This is a genomic window from Microcoleus sp. B3-D2 (assembly GCF_036705345.1).
Classification (GTDB): Bacteria; Cyanobacteriota; Cyanobacteriia; order Cyanobacteriales; family Microcoleaceae; genus Microcoleus.
Genome location: NZ_JAUBUG010000056.1, coordinates 25,812 through 48,525, shown reverse-complemented (window position 1 = coordinate 48,525; position 22,714 = coordinate 25,812). Strand labels below are relative to the sequence as shown.

14 protein-coding genes are annotated in these 22,714 nt (G+C 45.2%); 6 read left to right on the top strand and 8 right to left on the bottom strand.

Annotated elements, in window-relative coordinates:
• Positions 1–60: 60 nt before the first annotated feature.
• The 4 genes from QUB14_RS20385 to QUB14_RS20370 form a co-directional block, all read right to left on the bottom strand.
• Positions 61–258 (bottom strand): hypothetical protein, encoded by a 198-nt coding sequence (locus QUB14_RS20385; protein WP_333218737.1) that lies wholly within the window; start codon positions 256–258, stop codon positions 61–63.
• 202 nt (positions 259–460) lie between these two features.
• Complete coding sequence (locus QUB14_RS20380; protein ID WP_333218738.1) at positions 461–2,275, bottom strand: ATP-binding protein; 1,815 nt, start codon at positions 2,273–2,275, stop codon at positions 461–463.
• Positions 2,272–3,885, bottom strand: a complete 1,614-nt coding sequence (locus QUB14_RS20375) for a DEAD/DEAH box helicase (RefSeq protein ID WP_333218739.1) — start codon at positions 3,883–3,885, stop codon at positions 2,272–2,274. Before QUB14_RS20375 ends, QUB14_RS20380 begins: the two co-directional genes overlap by 4 nt.
• Positions 3,886–4,233: 348 nt before the next feature.
• Complete coding sequence (locus tag QUB14_RS20370; protein ID WP_333218740.1) at positions 4,234–5,031, bottom strand: cation diffusion facilitator family transporter; 798 nt, start codon at positions 5,029–5,031, stop codon at positions 4,234–4,236.
• A 55-nt stretch (positions 5,032–5,086) separates the two neighbouring features.
• Between QUB14_RS20370 and hpsU the strand changes: the two genes are divergently transcribed.
• The gene (hpsU, locus tag QUB14_RS20365) at positions 5,087–5,764 is read left to right on the top strand and encodes a hormogonium polysaccharide biosynthesis acetyltransferase HpsU (protein ID WP_333218741.1); all 678 of its coding nucleotides are present in this window, start codon (positions 5,087–5,089) and stop codon (positions 5,762–5,764) included.
• A 19-nt stretch (positions 5,765–5,783) separates the two neighbouring features.
• On the opposite strand, the gene QUB14_RS20360 is transcribed toward hpsU, so the two are convergent.
• Together QUB14_RS20360 and QUB14_RS20355 are read right to left on the bottom strand one after the other, a co-directional pair.
• Positions 5,784–7,112: a response regulator gene (locus QUB14_RS20360; protein WP_333218742.1), complete on the bottom strand. Its 1,329-nt coding sequence runs from the start codon at positions 7,110–7,112 to the stop codon at positions 5,784–5,786.
• A 5-nt stretch (positions 7,113–7,117) separates the two neighbouring features.
• Entirely contained in the window at positions 7,118–13,099 is a 5,982-nt protein-coding gene (locus tag QUB14_RS20355) for a PAS domain S-box protein (RefSeq protein WP_333218743.1), read from the bottom strand.
• Positions 13,100–14,331: 1,232 nt separating this feature from the next.
• On the opposite strand from QUB14_RS20355, the gene QUB14_RS20350 reads away from it, so the two are divergent.
• Positions 14,332–15,708 (top strand): mechanosensitive ion channel domain-containing protein, encoded by a 1,377-nt coding sequence (locus tag QUB14_RS20350; RefSeq protein ID WP_333218744.1) that lies wholly within the window; start codon positions 14,332–14,334, stop codon positions 15,706–15,708.
• A 10-nt stretch (positions 15,709–15,718) separates the two neighbouring features.
• Complete coding sequence (locus QUB14_RS20345; protein ID WP_333218745.1) at positions 15,719–16,843, top strand: flagellar assembly protein H; 1,125 nt, start codon at positions 15,719–15,721, stop codon at positions 16,841–16,843.
• Positions 16,844–16,929: 86 nt separating this feature from the next.
• Here QUB14_RS20345 and QUB14_RS20340 read toward each other — a convergent pair whose 3' ends face one another.
• Positions 16,930–17,541: a TetR/AcrR family transcriptional regulator gene (locus QUB14_RS20340; RefSeq protein WP_333218746.1), complete on the bottom strand. Its 612-nt coding sequence runs from the start codon at positions 17,539–17,541 to the stop codon at positions 16,930–16,932.
• Positions 17,542–17,654: 113 nt separating this feature from the next.
• On the opposite strand from QUB14_RS20340, the gene QUB14_RS20335 reads away from it, so the two are divergent.
• From QUB14_RS20335 to QUB14_RS20325, 3 genes are all read left to right on the top strand, one after another.
• Positions 17,655–19,082, top strand: a complete 1,428-nt coding sequence (locus QUB14_RS20335) for an HlyD family efflux transporter periplasmic adaptor subunit (RefSeq protein ID WP_333218747.1) — start codon at positions 17,655–17,657, stop codon at positions 19,080–19,082.
• A 166-nt stretch (positions 19,083–19,248) separates the two neighbouring features.
• Entirely contained in the window at positions 19,249–20,433 is a 1,185-nt protein-coding gene (gene devC / locus QUB14_RS20330) for an ABC transporter permease DevC (protein WP_333218748.1), read from the top strand.
• 319 nt (positions 20,434–20,752) lie between these two features.
• Positions 20,753–21,469, top strand: coding sequence for a DevA family ABC transporter ATP-binding protein (locus QUB14_RS20325; RefSeq protein ID WP_333218749.1), 717 nt, complete (start codon positions 20,753–20,755; stop codon positions 21,467–21,469).
• A 116-nt stretch (positions 21,470–21,585) separates the two neighbouring features.
• On the opposite strand, the gene QUB14_RS20320 is transcribed toward QUB14_RS20325, so the two are convergent.
• Positions 21,586–22,644, bottom strand: a complete 1,059-nt coding sequence (locus tag QUB14_RS20320; RefSeq protein ID WP_333218750.1) for a glycoside hydrolase family 104 protein — start codon at positions 22,642–22,644, stop codon at positions 21,586–21,588.
• Positions 22,645–22,714: the final 70 nt, after the last annotated feature.

Sequence of the window (22,714 nt, the reverse complement as noted above, 5' to 3'; positions counted from 1 at the left end):
TGCACTTTATTCTCGCTCGCGCGCTCGAAACCTTTCGCGACGCAATATGCACTCGATTATTCAGCAAGCCCTAATTAATTCCGATCGCGCTTTTTCCGTATTGCTACCAAGGGCTAAAGGTAGATTATCGCGCAGGGTTTCTTGGAGAAAATCGCTTGGTGTTAATTCTGGAATTTCTGTGAAAATATTAGAGCGCTCGGAAATCGTTAAATTAAAGTCTTTAGTGACTCGATTTAAAGTAAAATCACTGTATGACATTAGTTATCAATCTCTCTAGTTGAGTTTTATTGTAGTTCGGGAGGATTCGTTAGGGAAGCTTGCCGTAGGCATCGCACTTCTTCCGGTTCCTGCAAAATATGATGAACTGGTTGACTTTGGAAAGTGGGTCAACAGAGTGGCACAATATCCGTCACTAATGTTGACCCCTTACCCCCTAGTTAAACAACGATAAAGCCTTCAGTTATTCGTCACCCTCAAGAAATTGTCGAGCCACCCGTCCCCAATCAACACGAGCATCCTGTGCCTTATTGCGTCGAGGACCATGAGGTTGCTCATCCTCGTACCGCGCCCAAGCCATCAGTAATAATTTCAAACCTTCTAGAGAATTTGTTAGGCGAGATCGAAGTGTTTCAGGATCTACGCCTTCTACTTCCTCTTCTAAAATTTCAACAAGGTTTTTGTAGGCAGGATGGATTGTGTTTAAAGTTATAATAATTGTACCCGGTTTAGGATCGACAGAAAAGAAAGCAGATTTGTCTCCTAAAGATGCGTTAGCAAAAACATACTTTAATCCATCGGAAACCGTTTTAGCCGCCAGCTCTTCAGCGGTAATTTGCATAACACCTTTATCTATTAAGGTGGTTTCAATGATTTCCTTTCGCTCCTCCAAAGCGAGTGATTCATTTTCGTCACTTTGCCCGTAGTGTCCTTCCTTCTTGCGCTCCTCTGTCACCTCAGTGGCAACTTTCTCAGCAGAGGAAACATTGTGCCGTTTCGGGGTACTTCGAGAGCCTTTGGTTTGTGCTTCCAGCCAGTTACGCATAATTTTCAGTTGAGTATTAATCTTGTGAGCAATTTCTATTAATGGCCCTCTAGGGTCTTCATCTTGGGTTAGTTCTTCTTTGAGCTGACTGATTGTTTTTCCATCTTTTAGCATAGATTCGATATCTAGGTTCGCCATTTCTGAAAAGTTACGGGCTGATTGCTTATTGTTAGTAACCCCAAACAAGTCGTCCAGTGCCGGGGGAAATTCTATCTCGACCCCCCACCATCGCTCTGTAGGTTTCTTCTGTGACCAAGACTGGTCTAGTTCCAATTCACGCCTTGCACGAACCACTGAAACGCCAACATTTTTTTTAGCGTGCTGTCCATGAGGAAGGCTGCCTGGGTTATTACCAGGACGTGCTTCTTCCTTAGCATAAGAAAAGCGAATTTTTCCCTCATGTTTCTGGCCACGAAAGTCAATGAAAAAGGGGTATTCATAGCTATATTCTCCATCCCAGGCTTGAAACATTGGCTTTTTATCGAAGGGAGGAGGGCAAGAAGTCTCTGCCATGAGATAACCAGGATCGTTCGGCTGTGCAAATTTTTCTACCATGATTGTGGTAGGTTCATTAATATCAAAAGTTGCCATACGAATGACTACTTCTTCAGTATCTAAAAATATTCGATACATTCGTCCAATCACGAACTCTGAATTTTCGATGATTGTCTTACCAGTCTTCCACATACAGCGATCGATATCTGACCAGACAACTAATGTTCCCGTCTGTCCAAAACCTGTTGTGACTTTTTCCCAAATCTCAGGAATCTTGCGTTTCTTAGGTTCAGGAACTTCAGTAAGATTTTTATTTTTTATTTCATTCAAATCTAGGTAAGTGTAAATTGCATTTTCTACACCACTCTGCCAAGTCCAAACCTCCACCCGCTGACACTGGGAAAGAGAAGAGCATGGCAACCCCATACCAAACCGCCCTATTCCTGTATGTTTGTCTTCTGCTAGATAAGTTCCGTTGCCGAACTGTAAAGCCATTCGTAAGACAGTATTATCCATTCCACTGCCATTATCTAAAACAGCGATTTGATGAATGCGAGAACGACGGCGCTGTTCTAGCTGAGTTTCTTTCTCAGCACAGAGAAGTTCTACCTCAGTAGCTCCCGCTTGAATGGAATTATCTATGAGTTCGGCTAGTGCATAGGCAGCGTTTTTATAACCGTTGTCACGCATTGCCTGAACAACTAAATGTACCGGAACGATATCATGTTGTTTCGTCATTTTAATCTCCAAATGTCTTCCCAATTGTTAAAAGCATCGGCAACACTGCCAAAGCCCGGTAAGTCTGTGTCTACTACAGTAACAATCTCAGCTTGCTCATTGCCACCTGCTTTAAGTCCGCGAATAGCACGTCCCACCATCTGGCTGTATAAAACAAGCGACTTGGTGGGACGAGCAATCACGGCGGCACTGGTTCGCGGGGCATCAAATCCTGTTGTAAGAACGCCATAATTACAGATAATTTTAGTTGGGGGATTTTCATCTTTAAACCTGGCAATGATTCGCTCTCTTTCTGAAGCAGGAGTTTTGGCAGTTACAGCGGATGCTTGCCAATTTCTAGCTTTCAGCACAGCGGCTAGAAGTTTTGAGTGTTCTACAGATATGGCAAACACCAAAATACGCTTGTGATTCTTAGCTAAATCTTCAATTTCCAAAATAATGCGGAGATTGCGCTGTTCGTTTTCAGCTAGCCGAGTCAGGATATTTTTTGGTAACTCTAACTCTTCTTCAATACGCTTCAAGTCGTTATTAGATAAATTCAATCCACTCTGGTGTAGCAAAGGTCGGTATTTTACTCGTGCCAAGTATTGCTCTGACACTAGGTAATCTACTGGATTATCGTAGCCAGAAACCTCCAAAGTAACCTTGCGCTGTGCAAAGAATTCCGCTAATTCTTTGTCCGCACTAATGTCGGCCCAAGTGCGGCCTGGTGTAGCTGTTAACCCAAGCAGTGCTGTGTGTTCGTATGGTAAAACGAGAGAATCGAGGACTAGCTTGTAAGTTTCTGCAATTGCTTGATGGGCTTCATCAATAATGACAAGAGAGGAACGATAACCTAATTTGTTAATGAATTGGATGCTACGTTTAGCACGACTGTAAAGCTTGGAAAGGCCTGCAACTACTATGCCATCCCGCACCTGATGGAGATCGAGTTCGTGGTTTCCCCAGAAACGATAGATGGATAAATCTCGATCGCCTAAATATCTCCAGGCGCGTTGAAACTCGGCGGCGGCTTGTTCGCAAAGTTCTTCACTGTATGCCAACCATACGACTAAAGTAGGCTCTTGCGCTCGCAGGCGATCGGCGATAATGTGCATTGCCGTGCGTGTTTTTCCCGATCCGGTGGGCATATGAAGCAGAACACGCCGAGGTTCTTTTTGGAGGTACTGTTTGACTTTGGCTGCTGCACTACGCTGATGAACAAACAAAGCGTATTGAGGCTTAGCCAAATCCGATGAGGGTGTTTCTTCAGATTCCTCAGTTGATGGTACAACCAATTCAAAAAAGTCGAAAAGCGCACGTTCGCGTTCCGATCCGCGACGTATTTTGACTTCTTTTAGCGCTTGAAAGACATCTTCATTGTCTGAAGCTGACAAAATTGTAGCGAGAATTTCCGCTTGTTTGGGTCGTAATAATTCAAATAGGATAGTGCGAGTGTCTTTTGATAAAAGCAAGCTTTCACGAGAATAAATACTCACCAAAACTTCACGCAGATTAGTGGGAGTTGCTAGGCGACTATCTAGAAGCTTCACTAAACGGAAAGCTGAACTACCCAATAGAGTTTGTAGGGTTTCTTCATCTGCTCGTGACAGTAGATCGTCAAAATTCAAAGGACGCACCCCTCGTATATAATCGTCATAGCTAACAAGCTAAGCAGGACAGCTCATCATCTTCGCTGTCAAGTAAGTTCTCTAGTGCTACTTTGCAGAAACCCCCAATTCAGCAGTTCTGAGTTGCCTGTCAAATCTGGGTTTCTTCACAGTTGAGGCAATTCAGCAGGGTGTGAATTAATGGCAGATAGGCTTGAGCGCGGTTTTATTTTATTGTGAGGAGTTGTCAATAACACCAATATTTATCTTATCATAATTAGGGTAAGCTTCTCCAGCTCACTTCACAAAACTTTGATTTTTACCGCAGATGGTGGCAGATATACGCAGATGGACGCAGATGAAGAGAGATCATTTGATGAGTTCTTCGAGGGATGGGAACAGCAATTTTTCTGCGCTCACTTTTTCGCAATCACAAGGCTGTTGACTTGCGGATATTGCTGATACTTTTCCCAGCAGCAATTGGATGCTTTCTATTAGCAGCGGTAGAGTTAATAAAATTATTGATGCTGATACCAGCAAGCTAATCAAGCCGTCAGCCCAATTCCAGTGTAGCCACGCCACGGCGATCGCAGCTAAAATTACTCCAACCGACGAAAAAATGTCGGCGACTGCGTGCAGAAAGGCGCTTTTGAGATTCAAGTCGCCGTGACAGCAGGAATGCAAGCAACAAGCATTAATCGAGTTGATGCTTAAACCGACTATGGCGGTAATTAACATCGGGAGCCCTTCTACTTCGGGAGTTGGGGACTGCAAACGGGCGATCGACTCTGCCGCTATCCACAGGGCGATCGCTACTAAACTGATACTATTAATTAAAGCAGCAATGATTTCTCCTCGTTCAGGGATTGGCGATTGTGCGATCGTACAATCTACGGATTTACTTTTGCGTTTGACTGAGGAGTACCAAGTGGCTGTCAAAGTTATTGCTAAAGCTGCTACATCTGAAAAAACGTGACCCGCATCTGCTAATAGGGACAAACTATGAGAATTAAGTGCGGCGATTAACTCTGCTATAAAAAAGCTGCTAAGCAGTACCAATGCTGTTTGTAAAAGTCGCACTTTGCCAATTCTGGGATTTATATTCTCGCATTGTGCGATATCCTTGGCGTTTTCAGAGTCAAAATTGTCCCTAACTAGAAATGTCATGCAGCAGTCCTTAAGGTTAAACTCGATTTTAAATTAAACATTAAATTAACTATCAATGACCGATTATATACCAAATCCGAACCAAGATCCGGAAAATTCGATCGCAAATTCCCCAAATTGTCAAATAAACGATCGTCCAATTAGCGACAATCACGCAAATACTTTGACAGGCGAATCTTTAGTCGATTTGCGCCGCTACGATCAATCAAAGTTCGATCGAGGAAAGCCTAGTTGGGTAATTTTGCTTTGGTGGTTCGTCCAGGCGATCGCATTTCCTCTCACTCCACACCCTTTTAACGGCATCAGAAGCGGCTTGCTGCGGTTATTTGGAGCGAAAATAGGTCGGGGTGCGATCATTCGCCCCACGGCTCGTTTTACCTATCCTTGGAAAATTGCAATCGGCGATTACAGTTGGATCGGAGATGATGTTGTATTGTACAGTCTCGATCGAATTGCGATCGGCAAACACTGCGTCATTTCTCAAAAAAGCTACCTCTGCACCGGCACTCATGACCCTCAAGACCCTGCCTTTCGCTTAATCACAGCACCTGTAATCATTAATAACGGCGTTTGGATTGCCGCCGACTGCTTCATTGGCCCTGGTGTAGAAATCGGTGCTAACGCTTTAATCGGAGCTCGCAGCAGCGTCTTTAAAAATATGCCTGCAGGCTTTATTTGCACAGGAACACCTTGTCGTCCCCGCTGTCAGCGAGAAATTAACCAAAGTTCGTAAGAGATATTACACCGGGAAACTAAGCAGCTTTACAAGCTTGCTGCCGAATAGGAATTTCAATGACGAATTCTATTCCCTTTCCTAATCCCGGCTGGCAGTATAATCGGCCCCCATGCTTTTCAACGATAATTTGGTAACTGATAGATAACCCCAACCCTGTTCCTTTACCGATCGGTTTGGTGGTAAAAAAAGGGTCAAATATTTTCGGTTGTAAAGTTTCAACAACTCCTCGACCGTTGTCACTAATATGAATAGCCACCCAATTGTCGTCAATTACTTTTGTAGAAATTTGAATGCGGTTCGGGTGTTGTTTGATTTCTGCAAAGGAACGGTGCTGATTAGATTCATCTAAAGCATCAATGGCATTGGAAATAATATTCATGAACACTTGATTTAATTGTCCGGCATGGCATTCTACTGGGGGAAGCTGACTGTACTTTTTTATTATTTCAATCTCAGGATGCTCGGGTTTTGCTTTTAAACGATGATGCAGGATGGTGAGTGTACTATCAATTCCTTCGTGAATATTTACAGCTTTCACCTCTGCCTCATCTAGGCGAGAAAAGATTCGCATAGACTTGACAATCTCCTGGATGCGCTGCGTTCCTAAGTTGATTGAGTTAAGAACTTTTATAAAATCTTCCTCCACAAATTCCAGTTCTATTTCATCCATTGCTGCTTGAATCCGAGGGGTGGGATTTACATAATCTTCTTGATAGAGGTGTATAATTTTTAGTAAGTTATGAGCGTACTCTTGGGCATAACCCAGATTGCCAGAGATGAAATTTATAGGGTTGTTTATTTCATGAGCAATCCCAGCCGCCATTTGCCCTAACCCGGACATTTTCTCGCTTTGAATTAACTTAAGTTGCATTTGTTGTAAATCATCATAGGCGTGGCTGACTTCTCTAACTTTTTGCTCCAATAAGGTATTTTTCTCCTCTAATTTCTCTGCGAGAACATGAAGCTTTAAATGCAGCTTGACGCGAGCTAATACTTCCTCTTGTTGGAAGGGTTTGGTAATATAATCTACAGCCCCAAGCTTAAACCCCTCAACTTTATTAGCCGTATCCGAGAGCGCAGTCATAAATATAATGGGAATGTGTTTAGTTTCTGGGTTAGCCTGTAATCGACGACAGGTTTCAAATCCATCAATTTCTGGCATCATGACATCTAGCAAGATTAGATCGGGGAGAGCATATTTGACTCGCTCTAGTGCCATTTTGCCAGATTTGGCAACCCGAACTTCAAATCCTTCTTGGCTTAAGGCATCAGATAATACACCTAAGTTAGCTGAATTGTCATCAACTATAAGAATCGTACCATTTGGTTGAATTTCTAAATTCATAAACCTTACTTGTAGGACTGAATAAACGTTAAAATCTCTTCGTCTTGAAAGTCCTTTGCCATCTGATTTAATCTGTTAGCAAAAGGAATGTATTTGGGATCTATTTCTTCCAGTAATACCGCCTGCTTAACTATTTCTAGGAAATTTCCTTTCATAGCCAGCTCATATAGAATTTCCATTTCTGTAGCAGGCGGGGCAATTAGCTCGTTGGTGTCTGGGGCGATCGCCAGTGGAGCTTCATTGGCTTCGTAAATCCATTCCAAATCAAGATACTGTTGCAATTTTTGCAGGAGCTCTGTTGCCTGAATAGGTTTGGGAATAAAAGTGTTGCCTCCTGCTTCTAAACTTCTGTATTGATCGGTTTCAAATACGCTGGCAGAAGAGACAATAATAACGGTGTCTTTGAAATTTTCCGATTCTCGAACCCGCTTAATCACCTCGAAGCCATCTAGTTCTGGCATTAATAGGTCGGTAACAATTAAATCTGGCTGCACCTCTATAATTTTTTCCCAGCCTTCAAGCCCATCGTTCGCTTCAAACACCTCAAAGCCGATCGGACTGAGCAAATTGTTAATTACCGAACGGTTAGCCCATTTGTCATCAATAACCACAATCTTAGGTTGGCGGTCTTTGATGCCGATAATCTGCCCGTGATGGTCGATTTGAGACGTTTTCACCCATTCATCGGCTTGAGGCAGACTAACATCAAACCAGAAAATACTGCCAACATTCATCTCACTTTGAACCTGAATGGTACTGCCCATTAGTTCTACAATCCTTTGGCTAATTGCCAATCCTAGCCCGGTGCCCTCAGTCTGCCGTTTGCGATCTCCAACCTGCTCGAAGGGCTGAAAGATAGCTTGGAGTTGCTCTTGGGCAATGCCGGTACCTGTATCGCGTACTTCAAAGCGAATTTTTCCTTCTGTTGCAAAACTGACTATAAAAGTAACACTGCCCTGATCCGTAAATTTAATAGCGTTGCTCAAAAGATTAAATAACACTTGTCGCAAGCGTTTTTCATCCGCACGAATACCGATCGGGAGTTCGGTGCTTGATGGAAAATGAAACTGAATTCCCTTAAGTTCCGCTCGGATGCGACACATTTCTGCTACACCTTGCAGGAACGCCGGGAAATGAAAATCCGTGGGCATTAGTTCCACTTTCTGTGCTTCAATCTTCGACAAATCGAGAATATCATTGATTAAGGTCAGTAAATGGGAACCGCACTGATAAATGACATCAATGCGCGATCGCTCTTCTTGATTCAAGACTTTGGAACGCTGAAGAATCTGCGCGTAGCCCATAATGCCATTCAGCGGAGTCCGCAATTCATGGCTCATGTTGGCAAGAAATTCACTTTTAGCCCGACTAGCTGCTTCTGCGGCTTCCTTGGCTTTTGCCATTACGAATTCTGCTTGTTTGCGATCGTGGATATCGATGCAAGTGCCAACCCACTCCCGGATGCTGCCATCTTCATTCAGAATTGGCACCGCTCTAGCTTGGAAATAACGATAGTTTCCATCCGCTCCGCGCATTCGATATTCCATCTCAAACAGGCTTCTCGTTTGCACTGCTTCCATCCACACCTGAACTGTTGGTTCGCGATCGTCCGAGTGGATTGTATCTAACCAGCCAAAACCAACCACCTCAGCTTCGGTTTGTCCGGTATAAGCTCTCATACTCGGTGTATCCTGGCATCTTCCTTCAGCATCCGTTGTCCAGACTATTTGGGAAATGGCAAGGATTAGCGAACGATAGCGTTCTTCGCTTTGTTTTATAGTATCTTCGGCTTGTTTGCGATCGTGGATATCGCTGCAAGTGCCAACCCACTCCCGGACGCTGCCATCTTCATTCACAATGGGTACGCCTCTAACTTGAAAATAACGATAGTTTCCATCCGCAGAGCGGATTCGATATTCTATGTCATACAGGCTTCTCGTTTGCACTGCTTCTATCCACACCTGATTCGTTCGTTCGCGATCGTCCGGGTGAATTGCATCTAACCAGCCCAAACCAACTACCTCAGCTTCGGTTTGTCCGGTGTAAGCTCTCCAACTCGGTAGATCCGGGCATCTTCCTTCAGCATCCGCTGTCCAGGCAATTTGGGATGTGGCAACTATTAGCGATCGATAGCGTTCTTCGCTTTGTTTGATAGCATCTTCGGCTTGTTTGCGATCGTGGATATCAGTGCAAGTACCAACCCACTCCCGGATGCTGCCATCTTCATTCAGAATTGGCACCCCTCTACCTTGGAAATAGCGATAGTTTCCATCCGCCCCTCGGATTCGATATTCTATGTCATACAGGGTTTTCGTTTGCACTGCTTCCATCCACACCTGATTCGTTCGTTCGCGATCGTCCGGGTGAATTGTATCTAACCAGCCCAAACCAAGCACCTCAGCTACGGTTTGTCCGGTGTAAGCTCTCATAGTTGGTAGATCGGGGCATTGCCCTTCAGCATCCGCTGTCCAGACAATTTGGGATGTGGCAACTATTAGCGATCGATAGCGTTCTTCACTTTGTTTGATAGCATCTTCGGCTTGTTTGCGATCGTGGATATCAGTGCAAGTACCAACCCACTCCCGGATGCTGCCATCTTCATTCAGAATTGGCACCCCTCTAACTTGAAAATAACGATAGTTTCCATCCGCTGCGCGCATTCGATACTGTATTTCATACAGGCTTCTCGTTTGCGCTGCTTCCATCCAAACCTGACTCGTTCGTTCGCGATCGTCTGGGTGAATGACATCTAACCAGCCAAAACCAACCACCTCAGCTTCGGTTTGTCCGGTGTAAGCTCTCCAACTCGGTAGATCCGGGCATCTTCCTTCAGCATCCGATACCCAGACAATTTGGGACGTAGCAGCGATTAGCGAACGATAGCGTTCTTCGCTTTGTTTGATAGCATCTTCGGCTTGTTTGCGATCGTGGATATCGCTACAAGTGCCAATCCACTCCTGGAGGCTGCCATCTTCATCCAGAATTGGTACCCCTCTAAGTTGAAAATAACGATAGTTCCCATCCGCTCCCCGGATTCGATATTGTACGTCATACAGGCTTTTCGTTTGCACTGCTTCCATCCACACCTGAGCCGTTCGTTCGCGATCGTCCGGGTGAATTGCATCTAACCAGCCAAAACCATCAGCCATCTCACCTTGGGGTTGTCCGGTGTAAGCTCTCCAACCCGGTTGATCCACGCATCTTCCTTCAGCATCCGCTGTCCAGACAAGTTGGGACGTAGCAGCGATTAGCGAACGATAGCGTTCTTCGCTTTGTTTGATAGCATCTTCGGCTTGTTTGCGATCGCTAATGTCATTATTAATTTCGAGTTGGGCACAAGGCTTTCCTTCCCCGTCGCGCTGCAATGTCCAGCGACTTGCCACAATAATATGCCGACCATCACTGGTGGTGTGCTGCAGTTCTCCTTCCCAACTTGCCTGCTGAAAAAACTCTGCCGTTACGGTTTCTAACGGTTGAGGGAAGACGGTTTCTAAGAATGTGTGAATGTACTGCCCGACTACTTCCGCTTTTGTCCAACCATAGAGCTTTTCTGCACCTTGGTTCCAGTAGATAATGCGGTCATCCATGTCCCGAATAATGATACTATCGCTGGCTAAGTCGAGTATTTCTAGGGTTTGGCGGAGTGTTTGCTCGACTTTTTTACGATCGGTAATATCTCGTGTTATGCCGATGATGCCCAAAATATTGCCCTGATTATCCCGCCAAGGAGCCTTGGTAGTGAAAAAGGTCCTAGTGGTTTCAGAATGAGAAGAGATATCTTCCTCGTAAGTGTCAATGATTCCGGCTGCCATGATGTGGCGATCTTTTGCCATAACTTCACGGCCAATGTCAGGCGGCAGTATTTCCAAATCATTTTTGCCGATGACTTCTTTAATTGGCTTGCCAAAGAAGTTTGCCAAATTGGAGTTAAGAGCCACATAACGCCCTTCCCGGTCTTTAACGAGAATGAAGTCTGGTGTACTTTCCAAAATAGAGTTTAGCAGTGCATTGCGATCGCGCAGATCCGCTTCGACTTGTTTGCGATCGTTAATGTTTCGTGCTATGGCGATCAGGCCGATAATATTGCCTTGACCATCTCGCCAAGCGGCTTTTGTGGTTAAGAAATAATTGCTGGTCTCACCATTATAAATTTCTTCTTCGTAGGTTTCAGTAGTGCCTGCTTCCATAATCTCGCGGTCTTTTGCCATTATTGGAACGGCGGCCTCTGGGGGCATCAGTTCCGAATCATCTTTACCCACAATCTCCTCTATGGGTTTACCGTCAAAGAAGAAGTTTGCCACAAAGGAATTAATGGCAACATATCGGCCTTCCCGGTCTTTAACAACTATTATGTCTGGCGTACTTTCCAAAATAGAGCTCAGCAAGACGTTGCGATCGCGCAGCGCAGCTTGCTGTTCGCGCAGAGCTTCTTCAGCTTGTTTGCGATCGGTAATATCTGTAATAGCCCCAACCCATTCTCGAATTGAACCATCCCCGTTCAGAATTGGTACACCACGACAACTCATGTAGCGATATTCCCCGTCATAGCGACGCATACGGAATTCCACTTCATAGAGCGATCGATTGGCCAAGGCAGCCGACCAGACGCTAGCAACATGAGCGCGATCGTCTGAGTGGAACGTGTCTAGCCAGCCCCATCCCTTGTAATCATCAAATGTCTGTCCTGTAAATGCAGTCCAAGCGAGTTGTTCGCTAACGAGTTCGCCTTCAGCATTGGTATTCCAAATAATTTGAGCGCTAGCTTCCATCCAAGAACGAAATCGTTCTTCACTTTGTTTGAGGACATCTTCTGCGGTTTTGCGATCGCGAATATCCCGCGTAATAGTGGCTATTCCTACGGGTTCATTAGTCTCTGGATGTTTAATCAGAAATAGGGTGTAATCTACCGCGATGGGTTGACCTGTCACGAAATGTCTGAAGCGGAAATCACTCCGGCAACTTCCCTCTTGCATTACTGCAGGCATAATAGACTGCTGTACGAAGTCCAGATCTTCTGACATGAAGAAGTCGGTAATGTGTTTGGTTCTGGCTTCCTGCAAACTACTGAGTCCCACCAAATCCAAACCAGCCTGATTCACGAGTATAGGGCGACCATCCATTGAGGCAACCCCAATAAAGTCACGGCTGTTCTCGATCGTGGTAGCAAGCAATTGCCGTTCTTCCTCTGCTTTTTTGCGATCGCGAATATCCCGCGCAATAGTGGAAATAAACTCGACTTCACCCGCTTCGGTTTTGTGGACGATCAAAACCTGGGAGACTGGAACTTCTTCCCCATCGCCTGACAAAAAGAGGATTTCACCAGCCCACCTACCATCTCGCAAGGCGGTGGGAATTATTTCGTTGTGGAACTTTGCTTTTGCCGAGGGAGCTAATACAGAATCTATAGTAAACGGCGATCGTGCTTCCTCTGGGGACATCCCCAGCATTTCCTGTCCGGCTTTGTTGAGATAGACGCTATGCCCAGTCACATCCACAACTCCTACTAAGTCGGAAGTTGCTTCCAAAATTGCCGTCAGTCGTGCCTGCTTTTGTTCTGCCCGCTTGCGATCGCTAATTTCAATTACAATCCCACCAATACCAAAAATGATGCCATTTTCATCCCGCAAAGGATAGTAAGATGCTTGCCAGTAGCGCACGATGCCCGGTTCTTTTGGCGTTTCACCGACTAATTCACAGTCAAGCATCGGCTTGCCCGTATCCAGAATGCCTTGCAGCATCGGTTCCAGAGTCGGAGCCAATTCTGGCAGCATTTCAGGCAGCGACCGACCAATATAGTCTGCCACACAAATGCCATCGATCTCTGCCAGAACTTCGTTTATTTGGACATACCGGAGTTGGCGGTCAAAAATCACCATTCCGGCGTTGGCACCTGCAAAAAAAGCGTCGAAGTGAGCCTGCCGCAATGCCTGTGCTGTTGCGCTCTCTTGCTGTGGCGGTTGGGTGTTCTCTGGTGGGAATTTGCTCATGTTCGATCGTGCATTTCAGCTATAATTCTAGAACTTCTTTCCAATTGTGCGAGCGCAAGGTTTTCGTTTTCTCCTATTTGGGCACTTAATAAAACGTTCAGTAGGGCGACCATTCGGTTTTCAATCGGCGATATATGTATCCCTTGCGACAATATTTCCGTTAATTCTTCGGATGTATCGCCAAGCAGTTCTATTGCTCATCAATTCTATTCCTAATCAATCCTATTGGTAGAACATTGGTGACAACATAAGCTAGGGAAGCGTTTGTCAATAAGCAATTATGCTCAGCATTTACTCAGGTTTTGGGTAGAGAACTTAGATTTGGGCGATCGACGAATCACGGCGCGCGCCCTATTTATGCCCAGTCACCCCTAAATCTAAGTTTTCCACTCCTCAACAAGCAGTATTTTCAGTAATTTTACTGATTGACAAATGCAATTAAGTTTTAATTTATCTGCAATGTCGCTAGAATGCCAAGTATTATGGGAACGTTCTCAATTTTAGCTATATCCGTTAAATTTTCACTTAGATATTCTTAGATATACAGAATAGAGACGCAACTGGCACAGTGATAGCAAGATCTCTCCTACCAGTTAAACTCATTGTAATACTAGGATATTTGAGTTGTCCACTTAAATAGTCATTGAATAATTCCTGCTTAAGTTTATAACGGAACCTCAACAACAAATCAGCGGAAAGTATGATAAAATCCCAGAGTGTTAACGTTGACTAAAGTTAGTAGAGGGTTCGCCTGAATAATAGATGATTCCGCTAAGCTGTTGGGCCTTTAAATTGTATGTCAAAAAAAATTAAAGTCTTGTGGGGTGGGCGTCCCGCCCGCCCTCAATATACAATTTAAATGCGCTACAGCTTAGTGCGAAAAAGTGGCACACTAACCGCAGGCAGGGGAAGACAATATATCCGAATATCCGAGAAATTGGCAATACGGATAACGGCTTAGTCTGAATAACGACATATTTATGTAAGAAATTAAGTTTTTTACGATCGTAAAAACACATTAATTTTTCGTAATAACGACTGTCTGCATTAGTTTTTATACGAACAAGTAAAAATTTTATTCCTTACTCCAATCTGCTTAACAACTTAAAAAAACATTACTTTCTGAATTTAACTTGAATACAATACCTGAAGAAATCTTGCTTAAAATTACCCAAGTTTTTACAGCGACCCTATTTAAAATAGGTGAAAACCCTGTATCGCTGCAGTCACTTGTGGAACTGATTGTATTGTTCATGGCTATCCTTGTCATAGCACGCTCTTTTACGAACTTTCTTAAGGAAAACTTGCTTGTCAAACTGGGAATTGACGAGGGGAACCGGGAAGCTATCGCAGTTATTATTGGGTATTTAATAGTAGCTTTGGGGGTGATAGTCGCCATCCAAAGCATCGGCTTCAACCTCGCTTCTTTTGCAGTAGTTGCGGGGGGGCTGGGAGTCGGAATTGGCTTTGGCATCCAAGATTTAACAACTAATTTTGTCAGCGGCTTAACGCTGCTGTTAGACAGACCTGTGAAAGTCGGAGACTTCGTGGAATTAGAAGGATTAATGGGAATCGTCAAAAAAATCTCGATTCGATCGACCATCCTCCAAACCACCGAGGACTCCAGCGTCATAGTTCCCAACAGCAACATGATTAGCAACAAAATTGTTAACTGGAGTTACGAAAACTCCCTACTCTGTCTGCGAGTTCCCGTAGAAGTAGCGGAGAATAGTAACCCGCTGTTAGTGACAGAAACTCTGTTAAATATTGCTTACGCGGAAGCGGGAGTTTTATACGAACCGAATCCGAAAGTATTGTTTGTCGAGTTTGGTGATGATAGTTTTAAATTTGAACTTTTAGTTTGGACGGATAGGCCGATTGAAAGAGAAGTAATTAAAAGTTCTTTGAATTTTGCCATTGAATACAATTTCCGCCAGCATAAAATCGACTTCCCCTTCAATAATAGAGAAATTTATTTGAAAAATCCCGAAGTTTTGTTGTCAATGTTCAACCAAAAAGAAACTGCAATTGACATCAGGAAGACTTCCTCTGAAAAAAAGCAAAAAATGCCTATTTTGGGAGAGGAAATGAAAAAGCTATCGTCCCTTAGCTGTTTGCTGCGAAAGGTGGAATACTTTGAAAATCTGACGGATCTTGAATTGCGGCAATTGATTGAAGTTGGATACCGCAAACGGCTGCGACCGCAAGAATATTTGTTTCATGAAAACGACCCAGGAGATGCTTTTTACATGATTCTTTCAGGTTCAGTAGAAGTTTTTGTAGAAGCTATTGACAAACACCTGAATAACCTGGGTACGGGTCAGTTTTTTGGGGAACTTTCTTTGATGTTGGGAATCCCCAGAACTGCTTCAGTCAGAGCTTTGGAAGAAACAATTTTGTTTGCTATCAATAAAGAAGGTTTCCAAAAAGTTTTAACTGAACGACCTGATTTATATGAACAGATTATTAAAGAAATAGTCAAACACAAAGAAGAACTAAGCGAAAGACAGCAATTATTGCGAGAAATGGAATTAGTAGATGCAGCAGAAGAGGAGGAAAATCCTGTAGAATGGGTGAGAAAACGGTTAAAAAATCTATTTAGTGTTTGAAATAATTTCTATGACGCGATTTATTCACGATCTCTTTGCTAAAGAATACCTGGAGGAATTGCTTTCGCCGCTGGGAACGGTTAATATCGGCCGCGATGTGACTTCCGAAGTCCGAGAAATAGATGTTTATTTTACTCCCAGAACCGCAATTCCCGAATACTCAGAAACCCTGGGATTGTTGGGAAAAATGGCTAACACAACTGCAATTTTTGAACCGTTTCGCAATCCTGCCAACGTCAGCGAAATTTGTAGCTGTCTGGGCAAGTTATTGGATGTGCGAGGTGAATTGGAGCGAAAATTTAGGAGAGAAAATACTCGCTATGATGAGGCTCAGTTACCCAAACTGTGGATTTTGATGCCCACAGCATCGAAAGCATTGGTAGATAGCTTTAATGCGATACCAGACACAGAGAATTGGATGCAGGGAATTTATTTTTTGGGTGAATCTTTGCGAACTGCAATTGTGGCGATTCACCAGTTGCCAGAAACTCCAGAAACTCTGTGGTTGAGGATTTTGGGCAAAGGGGGAGTGCAGCAAAGGGCTATTTCCCAATTAAGCGCTTTAGCGGCCGACGATCCGTTGCGGATTATCGCGCTAGAATTGCTGTATCGGTTACAGTCAAATTTAGTAACCGATGCGCCACAAAAATTAGAGCCAGAAGAGCGGGAGTTAATTATGGCCATTGCACCACTTTTTCAACAACAAATACAAGCAGCACAGCAACAAGCTAGAGAAGAAGGACTAGAACAGGGACTAGAAGAAGGACTAGAACGAGGCCGACAAGAACAACAGCGCTTAATTTTAGAAAACTTTCTGCAAGTCAGATTTGGAGAATTAAGTCCAAAAATGACAGTTTTTCTATCTCCAATATCCAAGTTGGCGGCGGCGGAATTTACAGTGCTGTTGCTGGCAATCTCGATGCTGACAGTTGATGAAGCTGGGCGGGAAGCAGCGGTTAAATTGTTAGCTGAAAGTGCGTTGCAAATCCGATCGCCTGAATTGGGCGATCTTCTGCCTACAGCCGTTACTAATTTATTGGCATTGCCTGTGGCAGAATTGACCTTGTTTGTAGAACAACTGCCACAGTTATCGGCTCAGGAATTGAGGGACAGGTTAGGAAAAACACCTGATTAAAACCTGCGATCGCAGCCATAAAGGGATCTCGCTCTTTATGGCTGCGATCGTTCTCAAATAAAATTCCTAAATTTTGCCGATCGCACTTAGGAATTGGACTGCGCGGATAAAATCAAGTGCAGCAGACCGTCGATCAGTCGATCGCGCTCCATTGGGATAATATCTTTGCCGTGCATCATATGCTGCGTTAATTGGAAATATACCAGCGATCCAATAAAAATCCGCGCCGTTGCCTCCGGATCTGGCAATTTTAACTCTGGATGCGATGCGAAATATTGAGTAAGCCGCTCAATTCCCGGTTTAGCTAAGTTTTTCACAAAAGTCTGCGCTAGCTGGGGAAAACGCCCCGACTCCGCAATCACTAACCTCACAAAATTGAGGAATTCAGGTTCCTGCGTCACCTGCTCTAATAGAGTGGTGGCAACGGATCGCAGCGCTACGGCCGGTTCTTCATCCAGAACTGTAAAATGGACTTTTTCTCGCGCCAGCCGCTGTACCAAGGCTACGAATAATCCTTCTTTATCTGCAAAATAGCTGTAAACCGTGGCTTTGGAAACTCCCCCCGTCTTCGCTACCTTGTCCATACTCGTGCCGGCGTAGCCGTGGGTTAAAAATTCTTGCATCGCACCTTGCAGGATTTGCTCGGTTTTGTCACTTGCTGCGGCGCTGTCTGGTTCGCTGGGTTTTGTCCTGGCCATCGCTTGTCTTTGTAATTCTTGCTTCGGGTCTTGACATCATTATACTGAACGGTTTAGTATTTAATTTAGAACTAAACCGTTTAGTTTTACCAACCTAAATGATGAGGTGTGTCATGGTACACCAACCAACAGCCGACGGCTTATCCTCAACTCCATCCCTAGTTAAACAACTCCTAGTTGTGGCAGCAGTAGCAACCCTGGCTGCAGGGGGAACCACAGGCTACACGATCTGGCGATCGCGCATACCCGATCCCAACGCAGTAGCAGCAGCAGCAGCCGTCGCAGCATCCCAATTAACCACCGTTACAGCCTTGGGACGACTCGAACCCAGAGGAGAAGTAATTAAAGTCTCCGCCTCCGGTGCCGCGGAAGGAAACCGGATCGATCGACTTTTGGTGAAAGAGGGAGACACAGTGAAAACAGGTCAAGCGATCGCAATTTTGGACAGTCGCGATCGCCTGCAAGCCGCCCTCGACCAAGCTCAAGAACAAGTGCGCGTCGCCGAGGCAAATCTAGCAAAAGTGAAAGCCGGAGCCAAAAACGGCGAAATCCAAGCCCAAAAAGCGACTATTAGCCGTTTATTAGCCGATCGCAGCAACGAGCTCGCAGCGCAACAGGCGATCGTCAGCCGCCTAGAAGTCGATCGCAGCACCGAAATAGCAGCGCAACAAGCCACAATTGCCCGCATCAGGGCCGAACAGCAAGGGGAAATTCAAACCCAAAAAGCCGCAATTGCCCGCCTACAAGCCGAACTCCGCAACGCCCAAAGCGAGGATCGGCGCTACTCCCAACTCTATGAACAGGGAGCAATTTCCGCCTCAACTAGCGACAGCAAAAGCCTCGCCGCCGAAACAACTCAACAGCAACTCAACGAAGGAAAGGCAAAACTGAATCAAATTCAGGAATCCCGCCAACAGCAGATTAACGAAGCCCAAGCCAAACTCAACCAAATTCAGCAATCGCGCCAACAGCAAATTAACGAAGCCCAAGCCAAACTCAGCCAAATTCAGGAATCTCGACAACAGCAGATTAATGAAGCCGCGGCAAATCTCGATCGCATCGCCGAAGTGCGTCCCGTTGACATAGCAGCAGCCGCCGCCGAAGTCAGTTCCGCCGCTTCAGCAGCCAAAGGCGCCAAAGCCAATCTGGATCTAGCTTACATCCGTGCTCCCAGAGACGCCCAAGTCCTGAAAATTCACACGCATCCGGGGGAAAGGGTGGGAAACGACGGCATTGTCGAATTGGGACAAACTAGCGAGATGCTAGCTGTTGCGGAAATCTACGAAAGCGATGTGGACAAAGTACGCCTCGGACAAACCGCCAAAATTACTAGCGATGCTTTGACCGGCGAATTGCGCGGAACTGTCGAATATATTGGTTTGCAAGTACAGCGGCAAAACATTGTTAACACCGATCCTTCTGCGAATATTGATGGTCGAATTGTGGAAGTAAAAGTGCGTTTGGATGCAGCTTCCAGCCAGAAAGTAGCGGGATTAACCAATTTGCAAGTCAAAGTGGCGATCGGCGAAATTAAAGATTAAGTAAAAAATGTTACTTTCTCCCCGGTAAAAAACTCTCTACTTCTTCCTCTCTCTTCCTTCGTGTCCTTCGCGTCTTCGCGGTTCAATAATCACATATTCTTTCAGTACGAAGAGAGTAAACCATCAGCCCTATCTCTTCAATCCCAAATCCCAAATCAAAAATCCTATGCTTGGACTCATAAAACCCTTACAACAATTAAGACGCAGAACTTCCCTCGGATGGCTGCAACTGAGTCACGACAAAGGGCGAATGGCCGTTGCAGTAGCAGGAATTGCCTTTGCTGACGTTTTGATGTTCATGCAGCTAGGCTTTCAAAATGCCCTTTACACCAGCAATACGCGGCTGCATCAAGCCTTGCAAACAGACTTAGTTTTGATTCACCCTCAAGCGCGAAACTTGATTAATTTGTCTTCCTTCCCCAGACGCAGATTGTATCAAGCAATGAACGTACCGGGCGTCAAATCAGCCGAGCCGCTTTACGTGAAAATTGCTAACTGGAAAAATCCCGAAACTCGGCGCGAAACGTCGCTGATGGTGGTGGGTTTCAATCCCGATCGCCCCGCGTTTGCGCTTCCAGAAGTTAACCAAAATTTGAGCGCGATTAAATTGCCGGATACCGTGTTGTTCGATCGAGCTTCTAGGGGAGACTACCAAGGGACGATCGCGCAAATCGATCGAGGAAAAGCCGTTAAAGCTGAGGTCGAGCGACGCACGATTAACGTCAGCGGTTTATTCACAGTTGGAGCATCTTTTGCCGCCGACGGTATTTTGATGACTAGCGATCAAAATTATCTGCGCCTGTTTCCCAGACAAAACGCCGCGAGTGTTAATGCCGGGTTAATTCAACTGCAACCGGGTGCTGACCCCGTGGAAGTTCAACAAGTTTTGAAAGCATACTTACCGCCGGATGTCAAGGTCCTAACCAAACAAGAATTTATCGATTTTGAGAAAAACTATTGGGCTAAGAATACTGCGATCGGCTTTGTTTTTAATTTAGGCGTCGCGATGGGTTTTGTAGTAGGAGTAATTATCGTTTACCAAGTTCTCTCAACCGATGTCAGCGACCACATGGGAGAATACGCTACTTTCAAAGCGATGGGCTACCGCAATGTTTATTTACTCGGCATCGTTTTTGAAGAAGCTCTAATTCTTTCCGTCCTCGGTTTTTTGCCCGGAGTAGGAGTCTCTTTCGGACTCTACTCTTTAACTCGCAAAGCTACAAATTTACCCCTTTATATGACGCTGCTTAGAGCATTTATAGTATTACTTTTGAACGTAATTATGTGCACTATTTCTGGAGCAATTGCCACTCGCAAACTGCAAGCAGCCGACCCGGCAGATATGTTTTAAGGGAAAATGAATCAGTTTATAAGACTCGGCGGTTGAAACCTTTGTACACAAACGAATTCCGCCTCCCCAGACTAAAGAATAAAGGGGGTATTAAAGGCAGATTTTGTATATAGCAATCATAAATGAGTCGTAAATTTTTTCCCCCACCCCAGCCCTCCCCTTATCAAGGGGAGGGAGTAAGAAATTTACAAATGATTGAGGATTGCTATAAAGTCCTGATTACAGACATATTTTTTGTAATCATTCTCTTGTTTTATCTCTGCCTTGTCGGCGACGAAAGCGATTTATTCTTTAATCTAAAACCTCAAACCAAAAAGTTATGAACTCTACTACTCTCTACCCAACAACCAACCCATTACAGATTCCTGCACCTGTAGTTTCCGCGCACCAACTCGACCACTACTTCGGTCAAGGTCAACTGCGAAAACAGGTACTTTTTGGCATTAATCTCGAAATTAATGCAGGTGAAATCGTGCTGATGACGGGGCCTTCCGGTTCTGGAAAAACCACGCTTTTAACTTTGATTGGCGGACTGAGATCCGGTCAATCGGGAAGTCTCAAAATTCTCGGTCAAGAGATGTGCAAAGCGAGTTCAGACCAATTGGTAAAGGCGCGGCGCAAAATTGGCTATATTTTTCAGGCGCACAACTTGCACCGCAGTTTGACGGCGCTGCAAAACGTGCAAATGGGTTTGGAAGTTCACGGGAATTTGTCGCGTTCCCAAATGCGCGATCGCTCTGCAAAAATGCTAGAGTTAGTAGGACTGGAACAGCGGATTAACTATTATCCAGATGACTTGTCAGGGGGGCAGAAACAAAGAGTTGCGATCGCCCGCGCTTTGGTCAGTCAACCGCAAATTGTTCTAGCTGACGAACCAACAGCCGCCCTGGACAGCAAATCCGGTCGCGAAGTGGTGAATTTGATGCAGCAACTTGCCAAAGAACAGGGTTGTACTATTTTGTTAGTAACCCACGATAACCGAATTTTGGATATTGCCGATCGCATCGTTCACATGGAAGATGGAAAATTAGCCTAATTTTTAAATTTCCGAAGAAGAGACATCACCCATAACTCCCTCATTTTCAATTTGGGATGTCAAAATTTAATCCAAAATGGTCAAACCCCAATCTAAACTCGTCCTGGGACTATTCACTAATTGCTAACAACTAATCCTTGCCGGTAAATCCCCAAATTTTCCAGGTACATTGCTTCGAGTTTGGGCATCGACGATTCCACGGAACCGCCATAACGCCGAAAAGAAGGCCAGATGTAAGCAAGTTTTCTGACTGCTGGCTCCAACCGACCCGCTTCTATATCTTCTAATGCACCTTTTTCTCGGATTAACTCTACAGCTACAAGGTCTTGATTTTGGGGGCTGAAATCGCTGAGGCTAAATTTTTTGGCAAATCTGTCCCAAGTGGTGCTGAGAAACTGATATCGCCCCGCTGCGTCGGAACAGAGTTTTTTGCCGTAGCGGCGGCCGCACCTCATTTCCCTCGGATGATCTTGAAAGCTGACAAATTTCGTGCCGGTGTACTGGGTGCGGTAGCCGTCGGCGCTAGCGGTTCCTTCGGCGGCGGCAATTGTGTCGAGAAAGGCTTTCACTCGACGTTCCGGGCCGATGCTATCGAGTCTGTTATCCTGTATGGACTCTGGTGAATTGAGGGTTGCAGTTTCGGGTTCCCGATCGCGCTCGATCTTATTCTCTCCTTTGTCTGGTGAATCGAGGACCGCAACTTCCAGCAGGCGTTTCGGGGCGGGCGAGCTTTCTGCCGAGACCGATTGTCCCCACAGCAGCCTCGGCGTCATTCGACCTAAGAAAAAGCAGAAACAGATTAAGAAACCCCAAGAGAGTTGAAAACGAAGGCGTTTGGAAAGTTGCCTGCGCTGCCGCACAGGCCACCCGTGCAGAGGGAGGGCTGCGGGCAAGATTCCCGTTTGCTGGCCGAAGGCGAACAGCGATTTCAGCGCTAGCAAGGTTTGGTTGTAGAAACCGGGTGCAAGTTTTCGAGCTCTCATTGCGGCAGCGAAAGTCTCGACATCTGTCAGAGTCACTTCTGCCAGCGGTTTTTCTACAAACAGCCGAAAACGGTGGGCCGCCTGCCAGCTAAAGCGCTTGCTGCGGGGGGATTTGCCCTCCACCCACAGGCGAATTAGCTCGATGTCTGAAATGGGTTGCAGATGGCTTCCCAGATGTTCTGGCGCGTACAAGAGTACCTCCTGATATCACTTATAGTTGCAGGTTCCCAGTTAGAACGGATGAGTGAAACAGGGATCAAGG